This window comes from Microbacterium sp. (assembly GCF_052102115.1).
Taxonomy (GTDB): Bacteria; Actinomycetota; Actinomycetes; order Actinomycetales; family Microbacteriaceae; genus Microbacterium.
The window spans coordinates 1-20,716 of sequence record NZ_JBQDVP010000048.1 but is presented as its reverse complement, the minus strand read 5'-3'; the positions used below and the strand labels follow the sequence as shown (position 1 = coordinate 20,716).

General features: G+C 68.1%; 18 protein-coding genes and 1 pseudogene. 16 read left to right on the top strand and 3 right to left on the bottom strand.

Annotation, left to right across the window (positions count from 1 at the left end):
* The 7 genes from ACTICP_RS13080 to ACTICP_RS13050 all read left to right on the top strand — a co-directional run.
* On the top strand, positions 1-408 hold a 408-nt coding region (locus tag ACTICP_RS13080; RefSeq protein ID WP_441893040.1), incomplete at its 5' end, for an AMP-binding enzyme.
* A 45-nt stretch (positions 409-453) separates the two neighbouring features.
* The gene (locus ACTICP_RS13075; RefSeq protein WP_441893038.1) at positions 454-1,245 is read left to right on the top strand and encodes a class I SAM-dependent methyltransferase; all 792 of its coding nucleotides are present in this window, start codon (positions 454-456) and stop codon (positions 1,243-1,245) included.
* A 93-nt stretch (positions 1,246-1,338) separates the two neighbouring features.
* On the top strand, positions 1,339-2,571 hold the full coding sequence (locus ACTICP_RS13070) for a sensor histidine kinase (RefSeq protein ID WP_441893036.1): 1,233 nt from the start codon (positions 1,339-1,341) through the stop codon (positions 2,569-2,571).
* Positions 2,568-3,203 carry a response regulator gene (locus tag ACTICP_RS13065; RefSeq protein ID WP_441893034.1) on the top strand — a complete coding sequence of 212 codons (636 nt, stop codon included), beginning with the start codon at positions 2,568-2,570 and terminating at the stop codon, positions 3,201-3,203. The genes ACTICP_RS13070 and ACTICP_RS13065 overlap by 4 nt, the downstream gene beginning before the upstream one ends.
* A 180-nt stretch (positions 3,204-3,383) precedes the next feature.
* Positions 3,384-4,145, top strand: coding sequence for an ABC transporter ATP-binding protein (locus tag ACTICP_RS13060; RefSeq protein WP_441893032.1), 762 nt, complete (start codon positions 3,384-3,386; stop codon positions 4,143-4,145).
* Complete coding sequence (locus ACTICP_RS13055; RefSeq protein WP_441893030.1) at positions 4,142-5,602, top strand: FtsX-like permease family protein; 1,461 nt, start codon at positions 4,142-4,144, stop codon at positions 5,600-5,602. The genes ACTICP_RS13060 and ACTICP_RS13055 overlap by 4 nt, the downstream gene beginning before the upstream one ends.
* A 33-nt stretch (positions 5,603-5,635) precedes the next feature.
* Complete coding sequence (locus ACTICP_RS13050; RefSeq protein WP_441893028.1) at positions 5,636-6,292, top strand: 2-phosphosulfolactate phosphatase; 657 nt, start codon at positions 5,636-5,638, stop codon at positions 6,290-6,292.
* A 253-nt stretch (positions 6,293-6,545) separates the two neighbouring features.
* Here the strand turns inward: ACTICP_RS13050 and ACTICP_RS13045 are convergent, their stop codons facing one another.
* The 3 genes from ACTICP_RS13045 to ACTICP_RS13035 form a co-directional block, all read right to left on the bottom strand.
* Positions 6,546-7,034: a SprT-like domain-containing protein gene (locus ACTICP_RS13045; RefSeq protein ID WP_441893026.1), complete on the bottom strand. Its 489-nt coding sequence runs from the start codon at positions 7,032-7,034 to the stop codon at positions 6,546-6,548.
* A 34-nt stretch (positions 7,035-7,068) separates the two neighbouring features.
* Positions 7,069-7,596 (bottom strand): hypothetical protein, encoded by a 528-nt coding sequence (locus ACTICP_RS13040; RefSeq protein WP_441893024.1) that lies wholly within the window; start codon positions 7,594-7,596, stop codon positions 7,069-7,071.
* A 77-nt stretch (positions 7,597-7,673) separates the two neighbouring features.
* Positions 7,674-8,540, bottom strand: coding sequence for a spermidine synthase (locus ACTICP_RS13035; RefSeq protein ID WP_441893022.1), 867 nt, complete (start codon positions 8,538-8,540; stop codon positions 7,674-7,676).
* A gap of 158 nt (positions 8,541-8,698) precedes the next feature.
* On the opposite strand from ACTICP_RS13035, the gene ACTICP_RS13030 reads away from it, so the two are divergent.
* The 9 genes and pseudogenes from ACTICP_RS13030 to ACTICP_RS12990 all read left to right on the top strand — a co-directional run.
* Positions 8,699-9,985 carry a sugar ABC transporter substrate-binding protein gene (locus ACTICP_RS13030; RefSeq protein ID WP_441893020.1) on the top strand — a complete coding sequence of 429 codons (1,287 nt, stop codon included), beginning with the start codon at positions 8,699-8,701 and terminating at the stop codon, positions 9,983-9,985.
* Positions 9,986-10,009: 24 nt separating this feature from the next.
* Positions 10,010-10,990 (top strand): carbohydrate ABC transporter permease, encoded by a 981-nt coding sequence (locus tag ACTICP_RS13025; RefSeq protein WP_441893018.1) that lies wholly within the window; start codon positions 10,010-10,012, stop codon positions 10,988-10,990.
* The gene (locus ACTICP_RS13020; RefSeq protein ID WP_441893016.1) at positions 10,987-11,820 is read left to right on the top strand and encodes a carbohydrate ABC transporter permease; all 834 of its coding nucleotides are present in this window, start codon (positions 10,987-10,989) and stop codon (positions 11,818-11,820) included. Before ACTICP_RS13025 ends, ACTICP_RS13020 begins: the two co-directional genes overlap by 4 nt.
* The gene (locus ACTICP_RS13015) at positions 11,817-13,316 is read left to right on the top strand and encodes a glycoside hydrolase family 3 protein (RefSeq protein WP_441893014.1); all 1,500 of its coding nucleotides are present in this window, start codon (positions 11,817-11,819) and stop codon (positions 13,314-13,316) included. Before ACTICP_RS13020 ends, ACTICP_RS13015 begins: the two co-directional genes overlap by 4 nt.
* A 161-nt stretch (positions 13,317-13,477) precedes the next feature.
* Positions 13,478-15,154, top strand: a complete 1,677-nt coding sequence (locus tag ACTICP_RS13010; protein WP_441893012.1) for an ABC transporter substrate-binding protein — start codon at positions 13,478-13,480, stop codon at positions 15,152-15,154.
* A gap of 78 nt (positions 15,155-15,232) precedes the next feature.
* Complete coding sequence (locus tag ACTICP_RS13005) at positions 15,233-16,237, top strand: ABC transporter permease (RefSeq protein ID WP_441893010.1); 1,005 nt, start codon at positions 15,233-15,235, stop codon at positions 16,235-16,237.
* Positions 16,234-17,181: an ABC transporter permease gene (locus ACTICP_RS13000; protein WP_441893008.1), complete on the top strand. Its 948-nt coding sequence runs from the start codon at positions 16,234-16,236 to the stop codon at positions 17,179-17,181. The genes ACTICP_RS13005 and ACTICP_RS13000 overlap by 4 nt, the downstream gene beginning before the upstream one ends.
* Positions 17,181-18,917 carry an ABC transporter ATP-binding protein gene (locus ACTICP_RS12995; RefSeq protein WP_441893006.1) on the top strand — a complete coding sequence of 579 codons (1,737 nt, stop codon included), beginning with the start codon at positions 17,181-17,183 and terminating at the stop codon, positions 18,915-18,917. Before ACTICP_RS13000 ends, ACTICP_RS12995 begins: the two co-directional genes overlap by 1 nt.
* A gap of 269 nt (positions 18,918-19,186) precedes the next feature.
* Positions 19,187-20,716: pseudogene (locus tag ACTICP_RS12990) on the top strand (DNA-directed RNA polymerase subunit beta); the annotation flags it as partial.

The window sequence follows — 20,716 nt, the reverse complement described above, 5'->3', positions numbered from 1 at the left end:
GACGAGCACGGCATCCGCTGGTATCGCACCGGTGACCTCGGCATCGTCGAAGACGGCGTCGTCCGCGTGCACGGCCGCGCTGACAACGTGATCGTCTCTGGCGGCATCAACATCTCCCTCGACCGCGTGGAGCGGATCGTCCGCGGCATCCCTGGACTGACCAACGCGGTCATCGTCGGTGTCGACGATGCGCGGTGGGGCGAGGCGTCCGTCATCGTCGCGGAACGCGGGGAGGCGCTGCGCCGCAGTGAAGCCGAACAGCTCGAGCAGGCGCGCGAGGCCGTCGCCGCCGAGATCGGCAAGCCCGCCCGGCCCGCGCGGATGATCCTCGTCGACGAGCTTGCGACCCTGTCGTCCGGCAAACCCGACCGGGAAGCCATCCGCCGGGTCGCCGCCGAGCTGCGCTGAGCGGGGAGGCAAGGCGCGGGCGCGTGACGGTGCGAGACTGAACGAATGGCGACCTACACCCACGGGCATCACGAGTCGGTGCTGCGTTCGCACACCAACCGCACGATCGCGAACTCGGCGGAGTACCTGCGCCCGCATCTGCACGCTGGGGCCCGGCTCCTCGACGTCGGGGCAGGGCCCGGCACCATAACTATGGACTTCGCCGGCCGCGTCGCGCACGTCACCGCGACCGAGATCGGTACCGCAGAGCTCGCGCTGTCGCAGAGCCTCGCGGCGGAGCGGGGTGTGCAGAACGTCGACTTCGCGGTCGAAGACGTCCATGCGCTGAGCTTCGCCGATGACAGCTTCGACATCGTGCACACCCACCAGGTGCTGCAGCATGTCGCCGACCCCGTGCAGGCGCTGCGCGAGATGCGCAGGGTCACGAAGCCGGGCGGCATCGTCGCGGCTCGCGACGCCGATTACGCCGGATTCATCTGGTTTCCGATGCTGCCCGAGCTCAACGAGTGGCTGCGACTGTACCGTGAGGCCGCACGAGCGAACGGAGGCGAGCCCGATGCGGGCCGTCGTCTGCTCTCCTGGGCGCGCGCCGCGGGATTCGAGGACGTCACGGCGACAGCATCCACCTGGTGCTATGCGACGCCGGCCGAGCGCGCATGGTGGGGTGGGATGTGGGCAGACCGCATCCTCGAATCGGCGCTCGCGCGCCAGCTGGTCGACTCCGCTATGGCCACTCGGCGCGAGCTGGAGCAGATCAGCGCCGCGTGGCGGCGCTGGGCAGACGACGGCGACGGCTGGTACATCGTGCCGCACGGCGAGATCATCGCCCGCGTCTGAGGTGCCGCACCTGAATGGATCCCGCGCCGGAACAGGACCGGGATACATCTCCGGACGGATGCCGCGTCAGGGCCCCTCGCGTAGCGTGAGAGGGTGATCCGTCCGCTGTCCCGCTCCGCGCTCGTCCTCGACATCGTCATGGCGTTCGTGGCGTTCGCGCTGTTCACCCCGATGTCGCTGGTCTTCTACGCGCCGGGCCAGTTGAGCGCCACCATCGCGGAGTCGGCCGGCATCCTGGCGGTGATCATCGCCGGCATCCTGCAGTTCGGATCGCTCGCGATCGGTCGCCTCGCCCCGGGGATCGCCCTCGCCGTCGCATGGCTCGGTGCCATCGTGCAGTTGGTGGCAGGCCTCGGTCCGCTGCCGATCAATGTCGCGATCCTCGGGGTGCTGTATGCCACGGCCGCCTGGGGGTCGGCGCGCATTCTCTGGATCGGGCTGGGGTCGGCCGTACTGGGCGGCATCGTCGCGGCGCTGCAGATCGTGTTCGTGAACGGACTCGTCGGGCTGGGCATGGTCGCCAGTACGGTCATGACGCTCGTCGTGCTCGCCATCGTCAGCATCCTCACGCTCGGGGCGCCGTGGCTCGGCGGCTTCGGGTGGCGGATGGTGCTGCGCTGGCGCGCCACCCGCGAGGCCCAGGCGCTCGCCGAGATCGCCACGTCCGAGGAGCAGGAGCGCGTGCGCATCGCCCGCGACATGCACGACGTCGTCGCCCACTCGCTCGCGGTGATCATCGCGCAGTCCGACGGGGCACGGTATGCCGCGGCATCCGCGCCATCGCGCTCGGACGCGCCGGCGGTGCAGGACGTCGCGATCGAGACTCTCGGCACCGTCTCGCAGACCGCGCGCGCCGCGCTCTCTGACGTGCGGATGCTGCTCACCCAACTGCGTCACCGCCAGGGAGACGGCCCGCAGCCGACCATCGCCGACCTCGAGGAGCTGTTCGCGCACGTGCGGCAGGCCGGGCTCGAGCCCCGCGTGACCGTGGACCCGATGCCGCCGGGGGAGCCGCCGGGCGCCGTGCAGCTCGCCGTCTACCGAATCCTGCAGGAAGCGCTGACCAACGCGATCCGCCATGGCGCCGGCAGCGTCGTCGACGTGCGACTGGCCTGGCTGCCGGACCGCGTCGACGTCGTGGTGCGCAACACCGCCGGAACCGCTGTCGTGGGTTCCGCTGGCGGTCACGGGATCGTCGGCATGCGTGAACGTGCGCAGCTCATCGGCGGCACGCTGACCGCTGCGCAGGAGGGCGAGGACTTCATGGTTCGTGCGACACTGCCGATCGGGAGTGCTGGTTCGATCGCTTCGGGAGGAGATTCATGATCCGGGTTCTGCTGGTCGATGACCAGGCGCTGTTCCGTGCCGGCATTCGCATGCTCGTCTCCTCCCAGCTCGACATGGAGATCGCGGGCGAGGCCGGTAACGGGCAGGAGGCGCTGGATGCCGTCGCCGCTCACCGCCCGGACGTCGTGCTGATGGACATCCGGATGCCGGTGATGGACGGCCTGACCGCAACCGCAGAGATCCTGGCACGGACGGAGCCGCCGCGTGTCGTGATGCTCACCACGTTCGATCTGGATGAGGCGGCGGCTCGGGCGATCCGGCAGGGGGCGAGCGGATTTCTGCTGAAGGATGCCGAGCCGGAGTTCCTACTCGCGGCGATCCGCACCGTGCATTCCGGGTCGAGCGTGATCGCAGCATCCGCCACGCGGGAGCTGTTCGCGCACTTCACGCCCGAGCCCCGGCCCGTGCCGGAGTCGTACGCGGCGCTGACCGAGCGCGAGCAGGAGATCTTCGCGCTCGCCGCTCGCGGTCTCTCCAACGCCGAGATCGCCGGGCGCGAGTATCTCAGCGAGGCGACCGTGAAGACGCACATCAGCAGGATCCTCACCAAGCTCTCGCTCCGCGACCGCGTTCAGCTCGTCGTCTTCGCCTTCGACCACGGCCTGGCCTGACCCGGCCGCGCTCCCGCGAGACTGCATTCCGCGGACGAGATCGGCAGGAATCCGGTGCGTCTCATCCGCGGAATGCAGTCTCACCGGGCGGTCACGCCGTCGCGAGATCATCCTTCGGATGTAGGCGGATGCTCCGCACGGGCGATGCGGCGCAGCATCCGTCATTCGTAACGTCGAAGCATGGAGATCACGACCAGCGACCTCGGGCTCGCCGCCCGCGTCCAGCACCTCACCAAGACCTACGGCGCGGGTGACAGCGCCGTGAACGCGCTCGAAGACATCAGCGTCGGCATCCGTCGCGGGCAGTTCACCGCGATCATGGGACCGTCGGGCTCGGGCAAGTCCACGCTCATGCACATCATGGCGGGGCTCGACGCGCCCAGCGAGGGCCGCGCCTGGATCGGCGACACCGACATCACGGGTCTCGGCGATCTCGAGCTGACGATCCTGCGCCGCCGTCGCGTCGGGTTCGTCTTTCAAGCCTTCAACCTCGTGCCGACCCTGGATGCGCTCGGCAACATCCTGCTGCCGTTCGAGCTCGACGGCCGGCGCCCGAGCGCGATCGAGCGCGCCCGCATCGACGGCCTCATCGAGCGGCTCGGGCTCGCTTCGCGCCTGAACCACCGCCCGCACGAGCTCTCCGGCGGCCAGCAGCAGCGCGTCGCCATCGCCCGCGCTCTCGCCACGGCTCCCGATCTCGTGTTCGCCGACGAGCCGACCGGAAACCTCGACTCGCGCAGTGGGCGCGAGGTGCTGCAGCTGCTCGCCACGGCGAGCCGCGAGCACGGGCAGTCGATCGCGATGGTCACGCACGACGCGATCGCGGCGAGCCACGCCGACCGGGTGCTGTTCCTCGGCGACGGTCGCATCGTCGCCGACCATCCGCGCCAGAGCGCCGAAGAGATCGCGTCGTACATGCTCGCAGCGGAGGTGGCAGCATGAGCGCCGTCGCCACCGTCGTGCCGGAGACGACGGCCACAGGGCCTCGGTTCGGCTGGCTGCGCGAGCGGGGGATGGGCGCCAGCGTGCTCGTCGCCGCTCTCTCGTCGGCATTCGGTGTCGTACTCGTCGAGGCCACCGCATACATCGGTGCGATGCTGCAGGCCGACCCCTACATCGGCGACAGCGGCACGCTCGCGGCGGTGGTCGCGATCCTGTCGGTGCTGCTGATCGGCGTGGCGCTGTACGTCGCCGCGATCGTCACGGCCAACACCTTCTCCACGATCGTCGCCGGACGCACTCGCCGCATCGCGCTGATGCGTCTGATCGGCGCGACGGCACGTTCGCAGCGCAGCGAGATCGCCGGTCGCGGCTTCGCCGTCGGACTGCTGGGAGCGGCCCTCGGCGTCGTCGCGGGCGTTCTCGTGGCGGCATCCGGTCTGTACGTCGCCGAGCGCGTCCTCGGCGCCGTGCCGGAGTTCACACTCGTGCAGCCGGCGATCCTGATCCCGGCCGTCGGCGTCGCACTCACCACCTGGGCGGCCGCGTGGAGCGGATCGCGTCGGGTGCTGTCGGTGACGCCGCTGCAGGCGATCGGCGGCTCGGTCGAGCGATCGCATGAGGATGCCGCGGCACACCCCGCGCGGCACGTCGGCGCCCTGCTGTTGGTGATCGCTGGCGCGGCGCTGCTCGTGTTCGGTGTACTCGTGGGGCTCGTCACGCCGCTCGGTGTGGTCGTGTCGTTCTTCGGCGGACTGCTGTCGTTCACGGGCATCTCGCTTGCGGCCGTGCTCGTCATGCCGCCGCTGCTGCGCCTGGTGGGACGGCTGTTCGGGCGCTCGGCGACCGCGAAACTGGCGGCGGAGAACGCCCACCGGTACCCGGAGCGCTCCAGCCGCATGGCGATCGGTGTTGTGATGGGCGTGACGCTCGTGACGATGTTCGCCGTCGCGCTGGAGTCGGTGAAAGCTCTGTTGACGAAGGCTGCTGGCGGCACGCTCGGCGCGGAGTTCTCGGTCATCATGGACAGCTTCGCCGCCGTCATGATGGTGCTCGTGGGCATCTCCGCCGTGATCGCGGCGGTGGGCCTGGTGAACCTGCTGACCATCGGCGTCGTGCAGCGGCGGCGGGAACTCGGACTGCTGCGGGCGATCGGGCTGTCGAACGGGCAGGTGCGCAGGATGATCCTGCTCGAAGCGCTGCACATCACCGTCACCGCGACGGTCACCGGTCTGGTGCTCGGCGTGCTGTACGGCTGGATCGCCGCGCAGTCGCTGCTGGGAGCGGTGCAGATGCCGCCGGACTTCGATCAGACGGCCGGGCTCATCGCCCCGGCCGTGCCGTGGGTGCCCGTGGTGGTCATCGTCGTCGCGACGGCGGTGCTGACGCTGGTCGCAGCCGCTGCCCCGACGCGCCTGGCGACGCGCGTCGTGCCGGTCGAGGCGCTCGCCGTCGAGTGAGACGAGCGGGTGCCGCGGCCGTAGGCTGGAGGCATGCCGCAGCCGTTCGATCAGTCGTCGTACCAGGTCCGTTTCGAGTGGGGAGTCGCCGGTCTTCAGCGCCTCGCTCCGGCCGACATCGTCGTGGTCGTCGACGTGCTCCGCTTCTCGTCGACCGTGACGGATGCCGTCGCCGCCGGGCGTGCGGTGTCGCTGACGGATGCTGCGACGTGGTCCCGCAACGGCCCCGCCGTCGCGGCCGCCGCGGGGGAGTCGACCGTGCTTATCGGGTCGCTCCGCAACGCCTCGGCTGTCGCACGCACGGCGTTGGAGATCCAGAGCCGCCGCCAGCAGCGCACTTCAGTGAACGTGATCGCCGCGGGCGAGCTGACGGATGCCGGTGACCTCCGCTTCGCCGTCGAAGACCTGCTCGGCGCGGGCACGATCATCGCCGCGCTCAGCGACCTCGGCGCCGATCACACCTCACCAGAGGCCGCGGCCGCGTGCGAGTCGGCGCGGGGGCTGCGCCGGGCGATGCGGCACCTGCTGACAGCATCCGGATCGGCGAAGGAGATCGCCGAGGGAGCCTGGGCGACCGGGCGCATGGAAGCGGCGGGGGTGGTTCCGACCACGGCCGCGGCGGCCGCCGAGGTCGACGCGACCGAGGTGGTGCCGACGCTGGAGGACGGCGAGTTCGCGGCGTTCGCGTGAGGGTGTGGGGCGTGGGCTTGGTTTCGACTCGCCTGCGGCTCGCTCAACCCGTTTCGACTTCGGGCTTCGCCCTTCGCTCAACGCCCCGCAGGGGCAACCGGGGGTTGAGCGAGCGGCTGACGTTGCCGGGGGTTGAGCGAGCGGCTGACGTTGCCGGGCGTTGAGCGAGCGGCTGGCGTTGCCGGGCGTTGAGCGAGCGGAGCGAGAAGAAACGGGCTGAGCGAGGAGCGCAAGCGACGAGTCGAAGCCTCACTCACCGCGGGGTCCGCGCGGCGAGCTTGACCGCCGGACTGATCTCGCGCCGCACCCAGGCGAACGCGTACTGCGGGTCGAACGTCTTCGAGCACTTCGCGCATGAGGTCGGCCGGCTCGGGCGACGATGCCGGTACGAGATGTGCCCGGCAGGACAGGTGCCGACCCAGGGGGCGAGCTCTTCGGCGGTCTCGCCGTGGTGCGTGGTGCCGCCGACATAGCCGACCTCGCGGGCGATCCGCCGCCACGACGGACCGTGGGCGGCGCGATGACCGGCGAGGGCGTGGGCGACTTCGTGCAGCAGCACCTGATGGATCTCGTCGTCTTCGAAGCGGGCGGCGAGATAGCGCGAAACGGTGATCCGCTTCGTGCGGAAGTCGCACTGCCCGGCGCGGCGTTTGGCGTTGTCGAAGCCGAAGGACCACGACTCATCGAGGTGCATGCGGATCAGCGCATCTGCCCAGACGCGCACACGGTTCAACTCGGCCATGGGCCCACGTTAGAGGAGACCGCAGACATCGCGCTCAACCGGAGATGAGCTGCCCGCTGCGCCGTCGCTCAGACGCCTCGATCGCAAGCAGCACGGTCTCGAGCTCGGCATCTGGAGCCCCCGCCTCGCGGCGCAGGAACAGCGCCTGCTTGAAGCTCTCCCGCGCCAGCTCGAAGTCGCCCCACTCGAAGGCGTTGCGGCCTTGGTGCTGGTACGCGAACGCGGCGATTCCGGCCCACCCCTGCCCTTCGGCCTCGGTGGCGCACGTCGCGAGCTCCTGATCTGCGGCCGCATGCGCCCCGCGATACTGCAGGATCGTCGCGTGCAGCACCCGCGAGCGCAGCACGTCCTTGCGTGTGCCGGCCATCCGCGCCACCCGCACGGACTCATCCGACAATGCCAGCGCTTCCTCGAGCCGCTCCAGCACCTTCAACAGCCAGACGCGCTCGAGCAGAGCGGGCAGACTCCGCTGCTCCTCGATCTCGGCCAGACGCTGGGCGCACTCGACCTGATCGACCTGCTCGCGAAGAGTCTCCGAGTCGTAACCCCTGATGTAACCCACGTGCTCTCCTCTCGCAGCATCCTCAGTCTGCCTCCGAGATCGGTCGGCCGGGGCTCGGCACGCCCCGCAACCTGATTTCAGCGCAGGAAGAGCGACGAGTCGGGCTTCGGGGATGCCACGGCATCCGCATCCGTGACGATGCGCGCACCCTGGGCGAAGGCGGTGACCTCGGATCCCTGGGCGATCTTCGCCGGGTGGGGGCCGGCCGCCAGCATCCGCGGCAGCCAGTCGGTCGGCAGGGGAGAGGCGGATGCCGCGATCACGAGGTTCCCGAACCGGCGGCCCTTGAGCACCTGCGTGTCCGCGAGCAGTGCGACCTCCGGCAGCACGTGCGCGATGGTGGCGACCTGCCGCCGCGCGAACGCGAGGCCGGGGCCGTCGGCGACGTTGACGAGCAGCACGCCGGCAGGGGAGAGGAGCGTCGAAAGCTCGCGGTAGAACTCGGCGCTGGTCAGGTGCGCGGGGGTCTGCGCGCCGGAGTACACATCGGAGACGATCACGTCGCAGTTTCCGACGAGCGCTCCCGGAAGACGGCCGATGCCGGCGCGCGCATCTCCGATCCGGATGCGGATCGACGCTCCCCGCGGCAGGGGCAGCTGTTCGCGCACCAGAGCGACCAGCTGCGTCTCCAGCTCGATAACCTGCTGCCGCGAACCCGGCCGGGTCGCCTCGATGTACCGGGGGATCGTCAGCGCACCGGCGCCCAGATGCACGGCGGTGAGCGGCGCACCGGGCGCTGCGAGCTGGTCGAGCACCGCGCCGATCCGCACGACGTACTCGAAATGCAGGTGCGTCGGATCATCGAGATCGACGTGCGACTGCGGGGTGCCGTCGACGACGAGCTCGTACCCCGTCGTGAACTCTGAGGGGACGACGCTCGCGATGCCGCCGTGATCGAGGCGCACCTCGGGGTGCGACTCATCCTTGGACCGGCTTCTTCCCACGCGCTGAGCCTACTGGCCGCACGAGTCTGGAGCCGTGTTACAGGTCTGTGACGATCGCTCGCCCGAGTTGCAAATATTTTGTTAGTGGTAAATACTTTTTCGGAGTCGGCATGCAACCGTAGTGGCCGAAGGCAGTTTTCAATGAGGAGATTCACCTGATGAAGAAGCGCATTCTTCCGATTGTGGCACTGGGCGTCACGGCATCGCTGGCCCTGGCCGGCTGCGCAGGCGGCGGCAGCGACAACGGCACCGACGGCGAGGGGCAGACCCTCAGCGTCTGGATCATGAAGGGCACCAACCCCGACGCCACCGCGTTCTACGACGAGGTCTCCGCGGCGTTCGAGGAAGAGACCGGCGCCAAGGTCGAGATCGAAGAGGTCCAGTGGGCCGACGCGCACGACCGTTTCGTGACGTCGATCGCCGGCGGCACCACCCCTGACGTCGCCGAGACCGGCACGACCTGGACGGCGGAATTCGCCGATGCCGGCGCGCTGCTCCCGCTCGACGAGTACGTCGACGCCGAGGACGGGCTCCGCGATGACCTCGTCGAGGGTCTCGAGGTCGCCGGAACGTACGACGAAGAGCTCTACGGCATGCCGTGGTACGCCGGTGTCCGCTCGCTGGTCTACCGCACCGACATCTTCGAGGAGCTCGGGCTGGAAGCCCCCACCAGCTGGGACGACATCATCACCGCGGGCGAGGCCATCAAGGAGGCCTACCCCGAAATGATGGCCTTCCCTGTTCCCGGCGACGCCGAGTTCCAGGTCTACCCCTGGGTCTGGGGCGCCGACGGCGAGATCGCCACCGAGGACGGCGGCGAATGGACGAGCGAGCTCGACAGCGCCGCGGCGCAGGAGGGCATCCAGTTCTACACCGACCTGGCCACCGAGCACGGCTTCTCCTCCGCGGGTGCGACCACCTGGAAGGAGACCGACCTCAGCGACAACTTCGCGCAGGGCAACGTCGCGATGATGCTGTCGGGCTCGTGGACTCCTGCTTCGCTCGTCGAGGCCGGCCCCGAACTCGAGGGCAAGATCGGCGCGGCAGTCATCCCGGGCAAGGACGGCGGAATCGCCCCGTCGGTGCTCGGCGGCTCGCACCTCTCGGTCTTCAACAACACCGAGAACGCCGACCTCGCGTGGGAGTTCACCAAGATGATGACCACCGGCGAGTTCGCCGAGAAGTGGGCATCGCAGACCGGTTACTTCCCCGGTGTAGCCTCAGCGATGGAAGAGGCACTGACCTCGACCGATCCGCTGGTCGCGCCGTTCGCCGAGCAGATGGTCGAGGGCGGTGCATCCGTGCCGGTGACGCCGAACTTCGGCGCCGTCCAGGCGAAGAAGACCACGAGCGCGATGATGCAGTCGATCCTCGGCGGGCAGAAGGACGTCGCCACGGCGACGAAGGATGCCGCAGCCGAGATGACCGAACTGCTCAACCAGTAACGACGAGTTAGGCAGTATTCCTTGATGTCGACGGTGCACGCACCGCTGCCGAAACCCACGGAGGCGGGGAAACCCCCCGCCTCCGTGGCCGGCGGCCGCCGATCCAATCGGTTCACCCTGCTCGCCAAGTCGCGGCCCTGGCTGCTGCTGGCGCCGGGCCTCACCATCCTCGCGGTGCTGATGCTGTGGCCGCTCGTACAGGTGGTCATCTACTCGCTGCAGGACTACGGTCTGCGCGAGATCAACACCGGCGAGTACAACTGGATCGGCTTCGACAACTACGTCGAGGCACTCACCGACCCGACGCTGTGGACCATCGTCCTGCCGAACACCGTCGGCTTCGCGATCCTCGCCGTGTTCTTCACGGTTGCCGTCGGCACACTCATCGCCCTGCTGCTGCAGCGCTTGGGCAAGACCTGGCGGCTCATCGTCTCGAGCTGCATCATGATCGCGTGGGCGATGCCCGCGGTCACCGGCACCTACGTCTGGACCTTCATCTTCGATGCCGATCGCGGCATCTTCAACGACGTGCTGCAGAACCTGGGCCTGATCGACGGCTCGGTCAACTGGTTCACGAACCAGTGGTCGTTCTACGCGATCGTGCTGCTGAACGTCGTCCACCACGGGTTCCCGTTCGTCGCCATCACGGTGCTCGCGGGTCTCCTCGGCGTCTCGAAAGAGATGCTCGAGGCCGCAGCCATGGACGGCGCGGGCCCCTGGCGCCGCTTCTGGCAGATCGTCTTCCCGACCCTGCGTCCTGTCTTCGCGGTCGTGATCATCCTGTCGACCATCTGGGACTTCAAGGTGTTCGCGCAGGTCTACCTGATGCCCGGCGGCGCGGGCTCGAACCGCTCCGTGCTCAACCTCGGGGTCTGGTCGTACGTCGAATCCTTCGGCCAGAACCGCTACGGCTTCGGCGCGGCACTCGCCGTGCTGCTCACCCTCGTGCTGATCGGCGTGACGATCGTGTACATCCGCTCGCTCATGAAGGAGGACGAACTGTGAACCCCAAGAAGTCCGTCCTCTCGCGCCTCGGCCTCGGCTTCGGCGTCGCCGTCGTTCTGGCGTTCACGCTGTTCCCGGCGTACTGGATGGTCTCCAGCGCGTTCGACGCGAACGCCTCCAGCGGCGGCCGCTCGTTCATCCCCGAGGAGTTCACGCTCGACCACTTCGTGTTCGTCTTCAATGAGGGAGGGTTCGGCACCTTCCTGCGCAACTCGGCCATCGTGGCGCTCGTGACCGTGCTGGTCAGCGCCCTGGTGTGCCTACTCGCGGCCGTTGCTGTCGCGCGCTTCAAGTTCAAGTTCCGCACGATGATCCTCATGCTCATCCTCATCGTGCAGATGGTGCCGCTGGAGGCCCTGGTGATCCCGCTGTTCCTGCAGGTGCGGAGCCTGGGGCTGCTCAACAGCATCATCGGCCTGATGATCGTCTACATCGCCCTCTCGCTCGCGTTCGGCATCTGGATGCTGCGCGGCTTCGTCGCCGCCGTACCCGTCGAACTCGAAGAGGCCGCATACCTCGACGGCGCGAGCTGGTGGCGCATGTTCCGCTCGGTGCTGCTGCCGCTGGTGATGCCCGGCCTGGTCGCCACGTCGATCTTCAGCTTCATCACCGCCTGGAACGAGTTCATCTTCGCGATGACGATGCTCGGCGGCGCCACCGATCAGTACACCGTCGCGATCGGTCTGAGGTCGTTCTTCGGTCTGCACTCGAACGACTGGGGCAGCATCATGGCGGCGTCCACGATCATCACGATCCCGGTCATGATCTTCTTCGTGATCGTGCAGCGCCGCTTGGCGAGCGGCATGACGTCAGGCGCGGTGAAGGGATGACGGACGAACTGACCCGGCTGGCCAACAGCGTGCTGTGGCCCGGGTTCTTCGGTACGACTCTCGAGGGCGACGGCGCACCCGTCTGGCTGCGCGAGGCCCTTGAGCAGGACCTCGCGGGCGTCGTCTACTTCGGGCAGAACGTCACCGACGACCTCGCCGCGCTGAGTGCACAGATCCACGCGACGAACCCGCACGCCCTGATCGGCATCGACGAGGAGGGCGGCAGCGTCACGCGTCTCGAGGTCGCGACCGGATCCACGCTGCCCGGACCCGCCCAGCTCGGAGCCCTCGACGACGTCGCCGCCAGCCAGGCCACCGGGGCCGAACTCGCCCGCCGCGCCCGTACGGTTGGCGTCGACATCGTGCTCGGCCCTGTCGCCGACGTCAACACTGATCCGCGCAACCCCGTCATCGGCGTGCGGTCGTTCGGGGCGGATGCCGGGCTCGTCTCCCGCCACGTCGCAGCCGTTGTCCGAGGGGTGGAGCACGGGGGAGTGGCCGCGTGCGTCAAGCACTTCCCCGGCCACGGCGACACCCATCTCGACTCGCACCTCGCGCTGCCGGTGATCACGCTCGATCCGCATGAGATCGAAGACGTGCACCTCGAGCCGTTCCGTGCCGCGATCGCCGCGGGCGTGGACACCATCATGACTGCGCACATCGTCGTTCCGGCGTGGGGCGAGCAGCCCTCGACGCTGAACCCCGCCGTGCTCGGCCGGTTGCGCGAGATGGGCTTCGAGGGGGTCATCATCACCGATGCGCTCGATATGGCCGCCATCCGTGAGTCGGTCGGCATCGGGGGCGGTGCTGTGCAGGCTCTCGCCGCCGGTGCGGATCTGCTGTGCGTCGGGAACCCGACGAATCCGGGTGACGGCACGGCATCCGACCAGGACGAGCAGGACTTCCTCTCGGCTCGTGAGGCCGTCGTCGCTGCGTTGCGCGATGGGTCGCTCCCCCGCGAGCGGGTCGAGCAGGCGCGCGATCGCGTGCGGGCGCTGGCCGCTCGGCTCGCCGCGGCGACCCCCGCGGATACTCCGCCGTTCGACAGTGCTGCGATCGTCGGTCGTGCGCTGCGGGTGACCGGGGACCTGCGCGCGGCGGGCTCGGATGCTGCGGCATCCGCCCTTGCCGTCCTCGACGCCCGCCAGAGTTCGACGCTCGCCGTCGACAGCGCCGCTGCCTACGTCTCCGAGGCGCTCGCCGGCGACGGGTTCCGCGTGCGGCTCGACGTCGCACTGGCGACCGAGACGGAACAGGATGCTGCGCTGAACGCGGCGATCGCCGCGGACGGGCGGCTCGTGCTGCTCATCGACCGCCCCGATGTGAATGCCGGCCAGCGCGCCCTCGTCGAGCGCGCAGCCGCCCGCGATCCGCATGCGGTGGTGGTGAACGCGGGGCTCGCTGTGCAGCATCCACTGCCCCTGCCCGTCGTCGAGGTCGGCGCGGCCAGCCGCGTCGGCGCCGAGGCCGCCCGCACCCTCATCCTCTCCGTCTGACAACGGGTACACGAGCGTTACAGAGCTGATACCGGATCGCAACACGGATGCGTTTGGATTCCGGGAGCGGGCTGGGTAGCGTCAATGCATCACGTGTGTCACGGGAGCAACGATGCTCCACGCACGCGCAAGGAAGCGCCCCAACAGGGAAGGTACACAGCATGATCACCACATCTATGCGCAGGCGACGAGGACTCATCGCCGTCACCGGCACCGCGATCGCAGCGATGCTGCTCGCGGGCTGCGTCGCCAGCGAGCGCGGCGACGACTCCGGAGACGGTGGAGGCGACGTCGACAGCACGTTCGTGTTCGCCGCGTCGTCCGACCCGGCGTCCCTCGACCCCGCGTTCGCGCAGGACGGCGAGACCTTCCGCGTCTCGCGGCAGATCTTCGAGGGTCTCGTGGGCACGGAGCCCGGCACCGCCGACCCGGCGCCGCTGCTCGCAGAATCGTGGGAGTCTGCCGAGGACGGCATGTCGCACACGTTCGCTCTGAAAGAGGACGTCACCTTCCATGACGGCACCCCGTTCGACGCTGAGGCCGTCTGCGCCAACTTCGACCGCTGGTACAACTGGACGGGCCTGGCCGCATCCGAAGCATTCGGCTACTACTACAACAAGCTCTTCCACGGCTACGCCGACAGCCCGGAGGACGCCGTCTACAAGTCGTGCACGCCCGACGGCGAGTACTCCGTCACCATCGACCTGAACAAGCCGTTCGCCGGCTTCATCCCGGCCCTGTCGCTCCCCGCATTCGCCATGCAGAGCCCGGCCGCGATGAGCGAGTTCGGCGCTGACGAGGTCGGCGGTTCTGCCGAGGCCCCGGAGATGTCCGAGTACGCCGAGGCGCACCCTGCCGGTACCGGCCCGTTCCAGCTCGGCGAGTGGAGCCGCGGCGAGCAGCTCACTCTGAACTACTACGACGAGTACTGGGGTGAGAAGGGCCAGATCGATGAGATCATCTTCCGCACCATCGACGACCCGACCGCCCGCCGCCAGTCCCTCGAGGCGGGCGACATCGACGGCTACGACCTCGTCGGACCGGCCGACACCGCCGCCCTCGAAGAGGACGGCTTCACCATGGTCTCGCGGCCCCCGTTCACGATCCTCTACCTGGCCTTCAACCAGCAGCTCCCCGAGCTGCAGGACCCGAAGGTGCGCGAGGCGCTCTCGTACGCGATCGACAAGGATGCGCTGATCAGCCAGGTGCTGCCGGAGGGCACGGAGAAAGCGACGCAGTTCATCCCCGACAGCGTCAACGGCTACAACGAAGACGTCACCACCTACGAGTACGACGTCGAGAAGGCGAAGTCGCTGCTGGCCGAGGCCGGTTACGACGAGTCGAACCCGCTGACGCTGGACTTCAACTACCCGGTCAACGTCTCGCGGCCGTACATGCCGGACCCCGAGCAGATCTTCACCGTGCTGTCGTCGCAGCTCGCCGAGGTCGGCGTGGAGACCACCCCGGTCTCGGAGGAGTGGGTCGAATACGTCGACCGCACCACCGGCACCGCCGACCACGGCATTCACCTGCTGGGCTGGACGGGTGACTACAACGACACCGACAATTTCGTCGGCGTCTTCTTCGGAGCGAAGAGCGGAGAGTGGGGCTTCGACAACCCCGAGCTGTTCAGCGCTCTCGCCGAGGCGCGCGGCACGGCAGACCTCGACGAGCAGACCGTGCTGTACCAGGACATCAACGAGATGGTTGCGGAGTTCATCCCCGGCGTACCTCTCGCGCACCCGGCTCCTACGCTGGCCTTCGACCCGCGGGTCGAGAGCTTCCCGGCGAGCCCGGTGAACGACGAGGTCTTCAACGAGATCGTCCTCACGAAGTAAGGGTCGACGCGGCCGTACCCCTCCGAACGCCGAGCGTCGGAGGGGTACGGCGCCGCCCCGCAATAGACGGAGTACCCCTTGCTGCGCACCATCGGCAGGCGACTGCTGTTCCTCATCCCCACCCTCTTCGGTCTGAGCATCCTGCTGTTCGCCTGGGTCCGCGCCCTCCCGGGCGGACCCGCCGTGGCCCTTCTCGGCGAGAAGGCGACGCCGGACGCGATCGAACGGGTCAACAAGCTCTACGGCTTCGACAGACCCCTCATCGAGCAGTACTTCGTCTGGATCGGCCGGCTGCTGCAGGGCGACTTCGGCACCTCGATCCAGACGAACCGTCCGGTCACGGAGGAGTTCTTCCGCCGCTTCCCGGCGACCATCGAGCTGTCGGTCGCCGCGCTGATCATCGCGGTCGGCATCGGCATCCCGCTGGGCTACTGGGCCGCCCGCCGGCACGGAAAGTTCAGCGACCACGCCTCGGTCATCCTGAGCCTGGTCGGGATCACGATCCCGGTGTTCTTCCTGGCGTTCATCTTGAAGTACATCTTCGCGGTGCAGTTGGGCTGGCTGCCTGCCGACGGCCGACAGAACCCGCGAATAGACGCCACCCATCCGACCGGGTTCTATGTCTGGGACGGCATCATCACCGGCGAGTTCGATGCGTCGTGGGATGCCATCGTGCACCTGATCCTGCCGGCGTTGGCGCTGGGCACGATCCCGTTGGCGATCATCGTCCGCATCACCAGGGCCAGTGTGCTCGAAGTGCAGAACGCCGATTACGTGCGCACCGGCCGGGCCAAGGGCGTCTCCAGCTCGACCCTGCGCGGCCGATTCATCCTGCGAAACGCGCTTCTTCCGGTCGTCACGACGATCGGCCTGCAGACGGGGCTGCTGATTTCGGGCGCGGTGCTGACCGAGACCGTGTTCGCCTATCCGGGAATCGGTTCGTTCCTGGCGCGGGCGATCTTCACCCGCGACTTCCCCGTGCTGCAGGGATTCATCATCTTCATCGCGATCGCGTATGCGCTGATCAACCTCGCCGTGGATGTGTCATACAGCCTGATCGACCCGAGAGTGAGGGTCCAATGAGTATTCCTCTTCCCCCGGCACAGGGTGGCACCCTCGATACCGCCACCATGCTGCAGACCGACCTGAAGGACGGCGGTGGCGGCTTCTGGAGCGACGTCTTCCGGCGGCTGCGTCGCAACCCGACCGCCTGGATCGGCGCCGTCATCGTGCTGCTGTTCGTCCTCGTCGCCGTCCTCGCGCCGCTCCTCGCGCCGTACCCCGAGACCGCACTCCCCGGTGCGCGCGACATCACCCCGACGAACATCCCCGGCCCCGGTGAGCTGCCGGAGTTCCCCCTGGGCCTCGACCGGTTCGGCGGCGACGTGCTCTCCAAGCTCATCTGGGGTGCGCGAGCCTCGCTGCTGGTGGGCGTGATCTCGACAGCGTTGGGGCTCGTCGGCGGCATGCTGCTGGGGCTGCTCGCGGGCACCTTCGGGGGCTGGGTCGACACGCTCATCATGCGCATCGTCGACATCATCCTCTCGGTGCCGAACCTGCTGCTCGCCGTCTCGATCGCCGCGATCCTCGGTCAGACGCCGTACGCGGTGATGATCGCCATCGGTGCTTCGCAGGTGCCGATCTTCGCCCGCCTGCTGCGCGCGTCGATGCTGCAGCAGCGATCCAGCGACTATGTGCTCTCGGCGCAGACGCTGGGCCTGGGCCGCGGACGCGTCACCATGACGCACGTGCTGCCCAACGCGGTCGGCCCCGTGATCGTGCAGGGGACGCTGACGCTCGCGACGGCCGTCATCGACGCCGCCGCCCTGTCGTTCCTCGGGCTCGGCGGCGGACGCCCCGAGACAGCCGAATGGGGGCGGATGCTGACCTACGCGCAGGCCGAGCTGTCGATCGCGCCGTGGCTGGCGTTCCTCCCCGGCATCTGCATCGCCGTCACGGCGCTCGGCTTCACCCTCTTCGGTGAGGCACTCCGAGAATCTATGGACCCGAGGACGAGGGCGCGCTGATGAACGAAGAGGTGAAGAGCATGTCTGCTCCGCTGCTGTCCGTCCGCGATCTCGCGGTCGACTTCCACACGATGGATGGCGTCGTCCACGCCGTCGAGGGTGTCGACCTCGACATCTCCGAGGGCGAGACGGTCGCGATCGTGGGGGAGTCGGGCTCGGGGAAGTCGACCACCGCGATGGCGATCATCGGGCTGCTCGCCGGTGGCGGGCGCATCGCCGGTGGCAGCATCCGCCTGGACGGTCGCGAGATCTCGAAGGCCTCCGAGACCGAGCTGCGCGGCATCCGCGGACGCGATATCGGCCTCGTGCCGCAGGACCCGATGTCGAATCTGAACCCTGTCGCCAAGATCGGCACGCAGGTCGCTGAGACGCTGCTCGCGCACGGGCTCGCAAACCGCCAGAACGTGTCGAAGAAGGTCGTCGAGGCGCTCGAGGCGGCGGGACTCCCGGATGCTGCGAAGCGCGCCAAGCAGTACCCGCACGAGTTCTCGGGCGGTATGCGACAGCGCGCGCTGATCGCGATCGGGATGGCTTGCAAACCGCGCCTGCTCATCGCCGACGAGCCGACCAGCGCCCTGGACGTCACAGTGCAGCAGACGATCCTCGACCAGATCGGCGCGATGACGCGTGAGCTCGGCACCGCCGTGCTGCTCATCACGCACGACCTGGGACTGGCCGCCGAGCGTGCAGAGCGGGTCATCGTGATGCACCGCGGCAAGGTCGTCGAGCAGGGGGCGGCGAAGCAGATCCTCGAGGATCCGCAGCACCCGTACACGCAGTCGCTCGTGAAGGCCGCCCCGTCGGTCGCCATCGCCCGCCTCCGCCCGGAGGAGTTCTCGGCTCCGGAGGAACCGTCCGTACCGCCGGTCGTTGAGCGAGTCGAAGACGAGACGAAACGGGTTGAGCGAGCCGAAGGCGAGTCGAAACCGTCCCTGGACAAACCGGCATCCGACAACATCGTCGAGATCGAGAACCTGACCAAGACGTTCCCGGTGCGCGGTCGTGGCGAGGATTTCGTCGCCGTGAAGGACGTATCGCTCGCGATCCCGCGGGGCGAGACCGTCGCGATCGTGGGCGAGTCGGGGTCGGGCAAGACGACGACGGCACGGATGCTGCTGAAACTGTTCGAACCGACCGCGGGCGTCATCCGGTACGAGGGCAAGGACATTGCCAAGCTCAACCGCGCCGAGACCAGGGACTTCCGCCAGCGTGTGCAGCCGATCTTCCAGGATCCGTACTCGAGTCTGAACCCGATGTTCACGATCGAGCGTCTGATCGCCGAACCGTTGGAGTTCTACAAGCGGGGGAGCGCGGCCGAGCGCCGAGCGCGCGTGCGCCAACTGCTCGACGACGTGGCGCTGCCGCAGTCGATGTTGCGCCGGTACCCGTCCGAGCTGTCGGGCGGTCAGCGTCAGCGCGTGGCGATCGCCCGCGCGCTCGCGCTCTCGCCCGACCTCATCGTCTGCGATGAGCCCGTCTCGGCGCTGGACGTTCTCGTGCAGGACCAGATCCTGACCCTGCTGGGCGACCTGCAGCGCGAGTACGGGCTGAGCTACCTGTTCATCTCGCACGATCTCGCGGTGGTGCGGCTGATCAGCGACTATGTGTGCGTGATGAAGGACGGCGAGCTGGTCGAAGCGGCGACGAGCGAGGAGATCTTCACGAACCCGCGCGACCCGTACACGCGCCGCCTCCTGGCCTCGATCCCCGGCAACGAGCTGAACATCGCCTCCTGACCCCGAGGCTGCATTTCGCGGATGAGTTTCCCCGGATTCCGCGGGGTCTCATCCGCGGAATGCAGTCTCGTAGGGGCTTTTACCGCAGCATCCGGCATTGGTCAAGGATTCCGCTTGCCATGTCGTGAATTCTGTCGTATAGTTGTTCCTTGCGCCTCCTATCTCCCTGCCCTCATATGGTGGTCGGCAGATGTTGAGCATGTGAGTGCGCACTCCACCTGACGACAAAGGAATCGAGAAGCCCTGCGGGGCTCACGGAGGTTATTCCCTTGGCTGCTGCTCCCAACGCATCCACATCCACCACCAACAAGAACGGACGCGGAGCATCCCGTCTTTCGTTCGCCCAGATCTCCGACACGCTGACGGTCCCTGACCTTCTCGCGCTGCAGACGGAGTCTTTCGACTGGCTCGTCGGCAACGACACCTGGAAGGCACGTCTCGCCGAGGGCAAGAAGGCCGGCCGCAAGGACCTCAACGAGTACAGCGGTCTGGAGGAGATCTTCGAGGAGATCTCTCCGATCGAAGACCTCAGCGAGACGATGCAGCTGAGCTTCACCAACCCGTACCTCGAGCCGGAGAAGTACTCGATCGACGAGTGCAAGGAGCGCGGCAAGACCTACGCCGCCCCGCTCTACGTCGAGGCCGAGTTCATGAACCACCAGACCGGTGAGATCAAGACGCAGACCGTCTTCATGGGCGACTTCCCGCTGCAGACCAGCAAGGGAACCTTCATCATCAACGGCACCGAGCGTGTCGTCGTCTCGCAGCTCGTGCGCTCGCCGGGTGTCTACTTCGACAAGACGCCCGACAAGACGTCCGACAAGGACATCGTCTCGGCCCGCGTGATCCCGAGCCGCGGCGCCTGGCTCGAGTTCGAGATCGACAAGCGCGACCAGGTCGGCGTGCGCATCGACCGCAAGCGCAAGCAGTCGGTCACTGTGTTCCTCAAGGCACTCGGCATGACCAGCGAGGAGATCCTCTCCGAGTTCGCCGGCTTCCCCTCCATCGAGGAGACCCTGGCCAAGGACACCATCCTCACCAAGGAAGACGCGCTTCGCGACATCTACCGCAAGCTCCGTCCGGGCGAGCAGGTCGCCGCCGAGGCCGCCCGCGCGCTGCTGGACAACTTCTACTTCAACGCCAAGCGCTACGACCTCGCCAAGGTCGGCCGGTACAAGATCAACCAGAAGCTGGGCCTGAACCAGCCGCTGGACTCGTCGGTTCTCACCGTCGAAGACATCGTGGCGACCATCAAGTACCTGGTGCGTCTGCACCGCGGCGACGAGACCTTCGAGGGTCTGCGCAGCGGCAAGAAGGCCGAGATCCGCATCGCGACCGACGACATCGACAACTTCGGCAACCGTCGCATCCGCGCTGTCGGCGAGCTCATCCAGAACCAGGTCCGCACCGGTCTTTCCCGCATGGAGCGCGTCGTCCGCGAGCGCATGACCACGCAGGACATCGAGGCGATCACCCCGCAGACCCTGATCAACGTGCGCCCCGTCGTCGCCGCGATCAAGGAGTTCTTCGGAACCTCGCAGCTGTCGCAGTTCATGGACCAGAACAACCCGCTCGCGGGTCTGACCCACAAGCGCCGCCTGTCGGCACTGGGCCCCGGCGGTCTCTCGCGTGACCGCGCCGGCGTCGAGGTCCGCGACGTCCACCCGTCGCACTACGGTCGCATGTGCCCCATCGAGACCCCTGAAGGCCCGAACATCGGTCTGATCGGATCGCTCGCGACCTTCGCGCGCATCAACTCGTTCGGGTTCATCGAGACCCCGTACCGCCGCGTCGAGAAC

Bases quoted from the DNA above. Each gene is read 5' to 3' on its own strand.
- ACTICP_RS13075 (WP_441893038.1), top strand. From the start codon at position 454: ATGGCGACCTACACCCACGGGCATCACGAGTCGGTGCTGCGTTCGCAC.
- ACTICP_RS13065 (WP_441893034.1), top strand. From the start codon at position 2,568: ATGATCCGGGTTCTGCTGGTCGATGACCAGGCGCTGTTCCGTGCCGGC.
- ACTICP_RS13060 (WP_441893032.1), top strand. From the start codon at position 3,384: ATGGAGATCACGACCAGCGACCTCGGGCTCGCCGCCCGCGTCCAGCAC.
- ACTICP_RS13055 (WP_441893030.1), top strand. From the start codon at position 4,142: ATGAGCGCCGTCGCCACCGTCGTGCCGGAGACGACGGCCACAGGGCCT.
- ACTICP_RS13050 (WP_441893028.1), top strand. From the start codon at position 5,636: ATGCCGCAGCCGTTCGATCAGTCGTCGTACCAGGTCCGTTTCGAGTGG.
- ACTICP_RS13045 (WP_441893026.1), bottom strand. From the start codon at position 7,034: ATGGCCGAGTTGAACCGTGTGCGCGTCTGGGCAGATGCGCTGATCCGC.
- ACTICP_RS13030 (WP_441893020.1), top strand. From the start codon at position 8,699: ATGAAGAAGCGCATTCTTCCGATTGTGGCACTGGGCGTCACGGCATCG.
- ACTICP_RS13025 (WP_441893018.1), top strand. From the start codon at position 10,010: ATGTCGACGGTGCACGCACCGCTGCCGAAACCCACGGAGGCGGGGAAA.
- ACTICP_RS13015 (WP_441893014.1), top strand. From the start codon at position 11,817: ATGACGGACGAACTGACCCGGCTGGCCAACAGCGTGCTGTGGCCCGGG.
- ACTICP_RS13010 (WP_441893012.1), top strand. From the start codon at position 13,478: ATGATCACCACATCTATGCGCAGGCGACGAGGACTCATCGCCGTCACC.
- ACTICP_RS13000 (WP_441893008.1), top strand. From the start codon at position 16,234: ATGAGTATTCCTCTTCCCCCGGCACAGGGTGGCACCCTCGATACCGCC.
- ACTICP_RS12995 (WP_441893006.1), top strand. From the start codon at position 17,181: ATGAACGAAGAGGTGAAGAGCATGTCTGCTCCGCTGCTGTCCGTCCGC.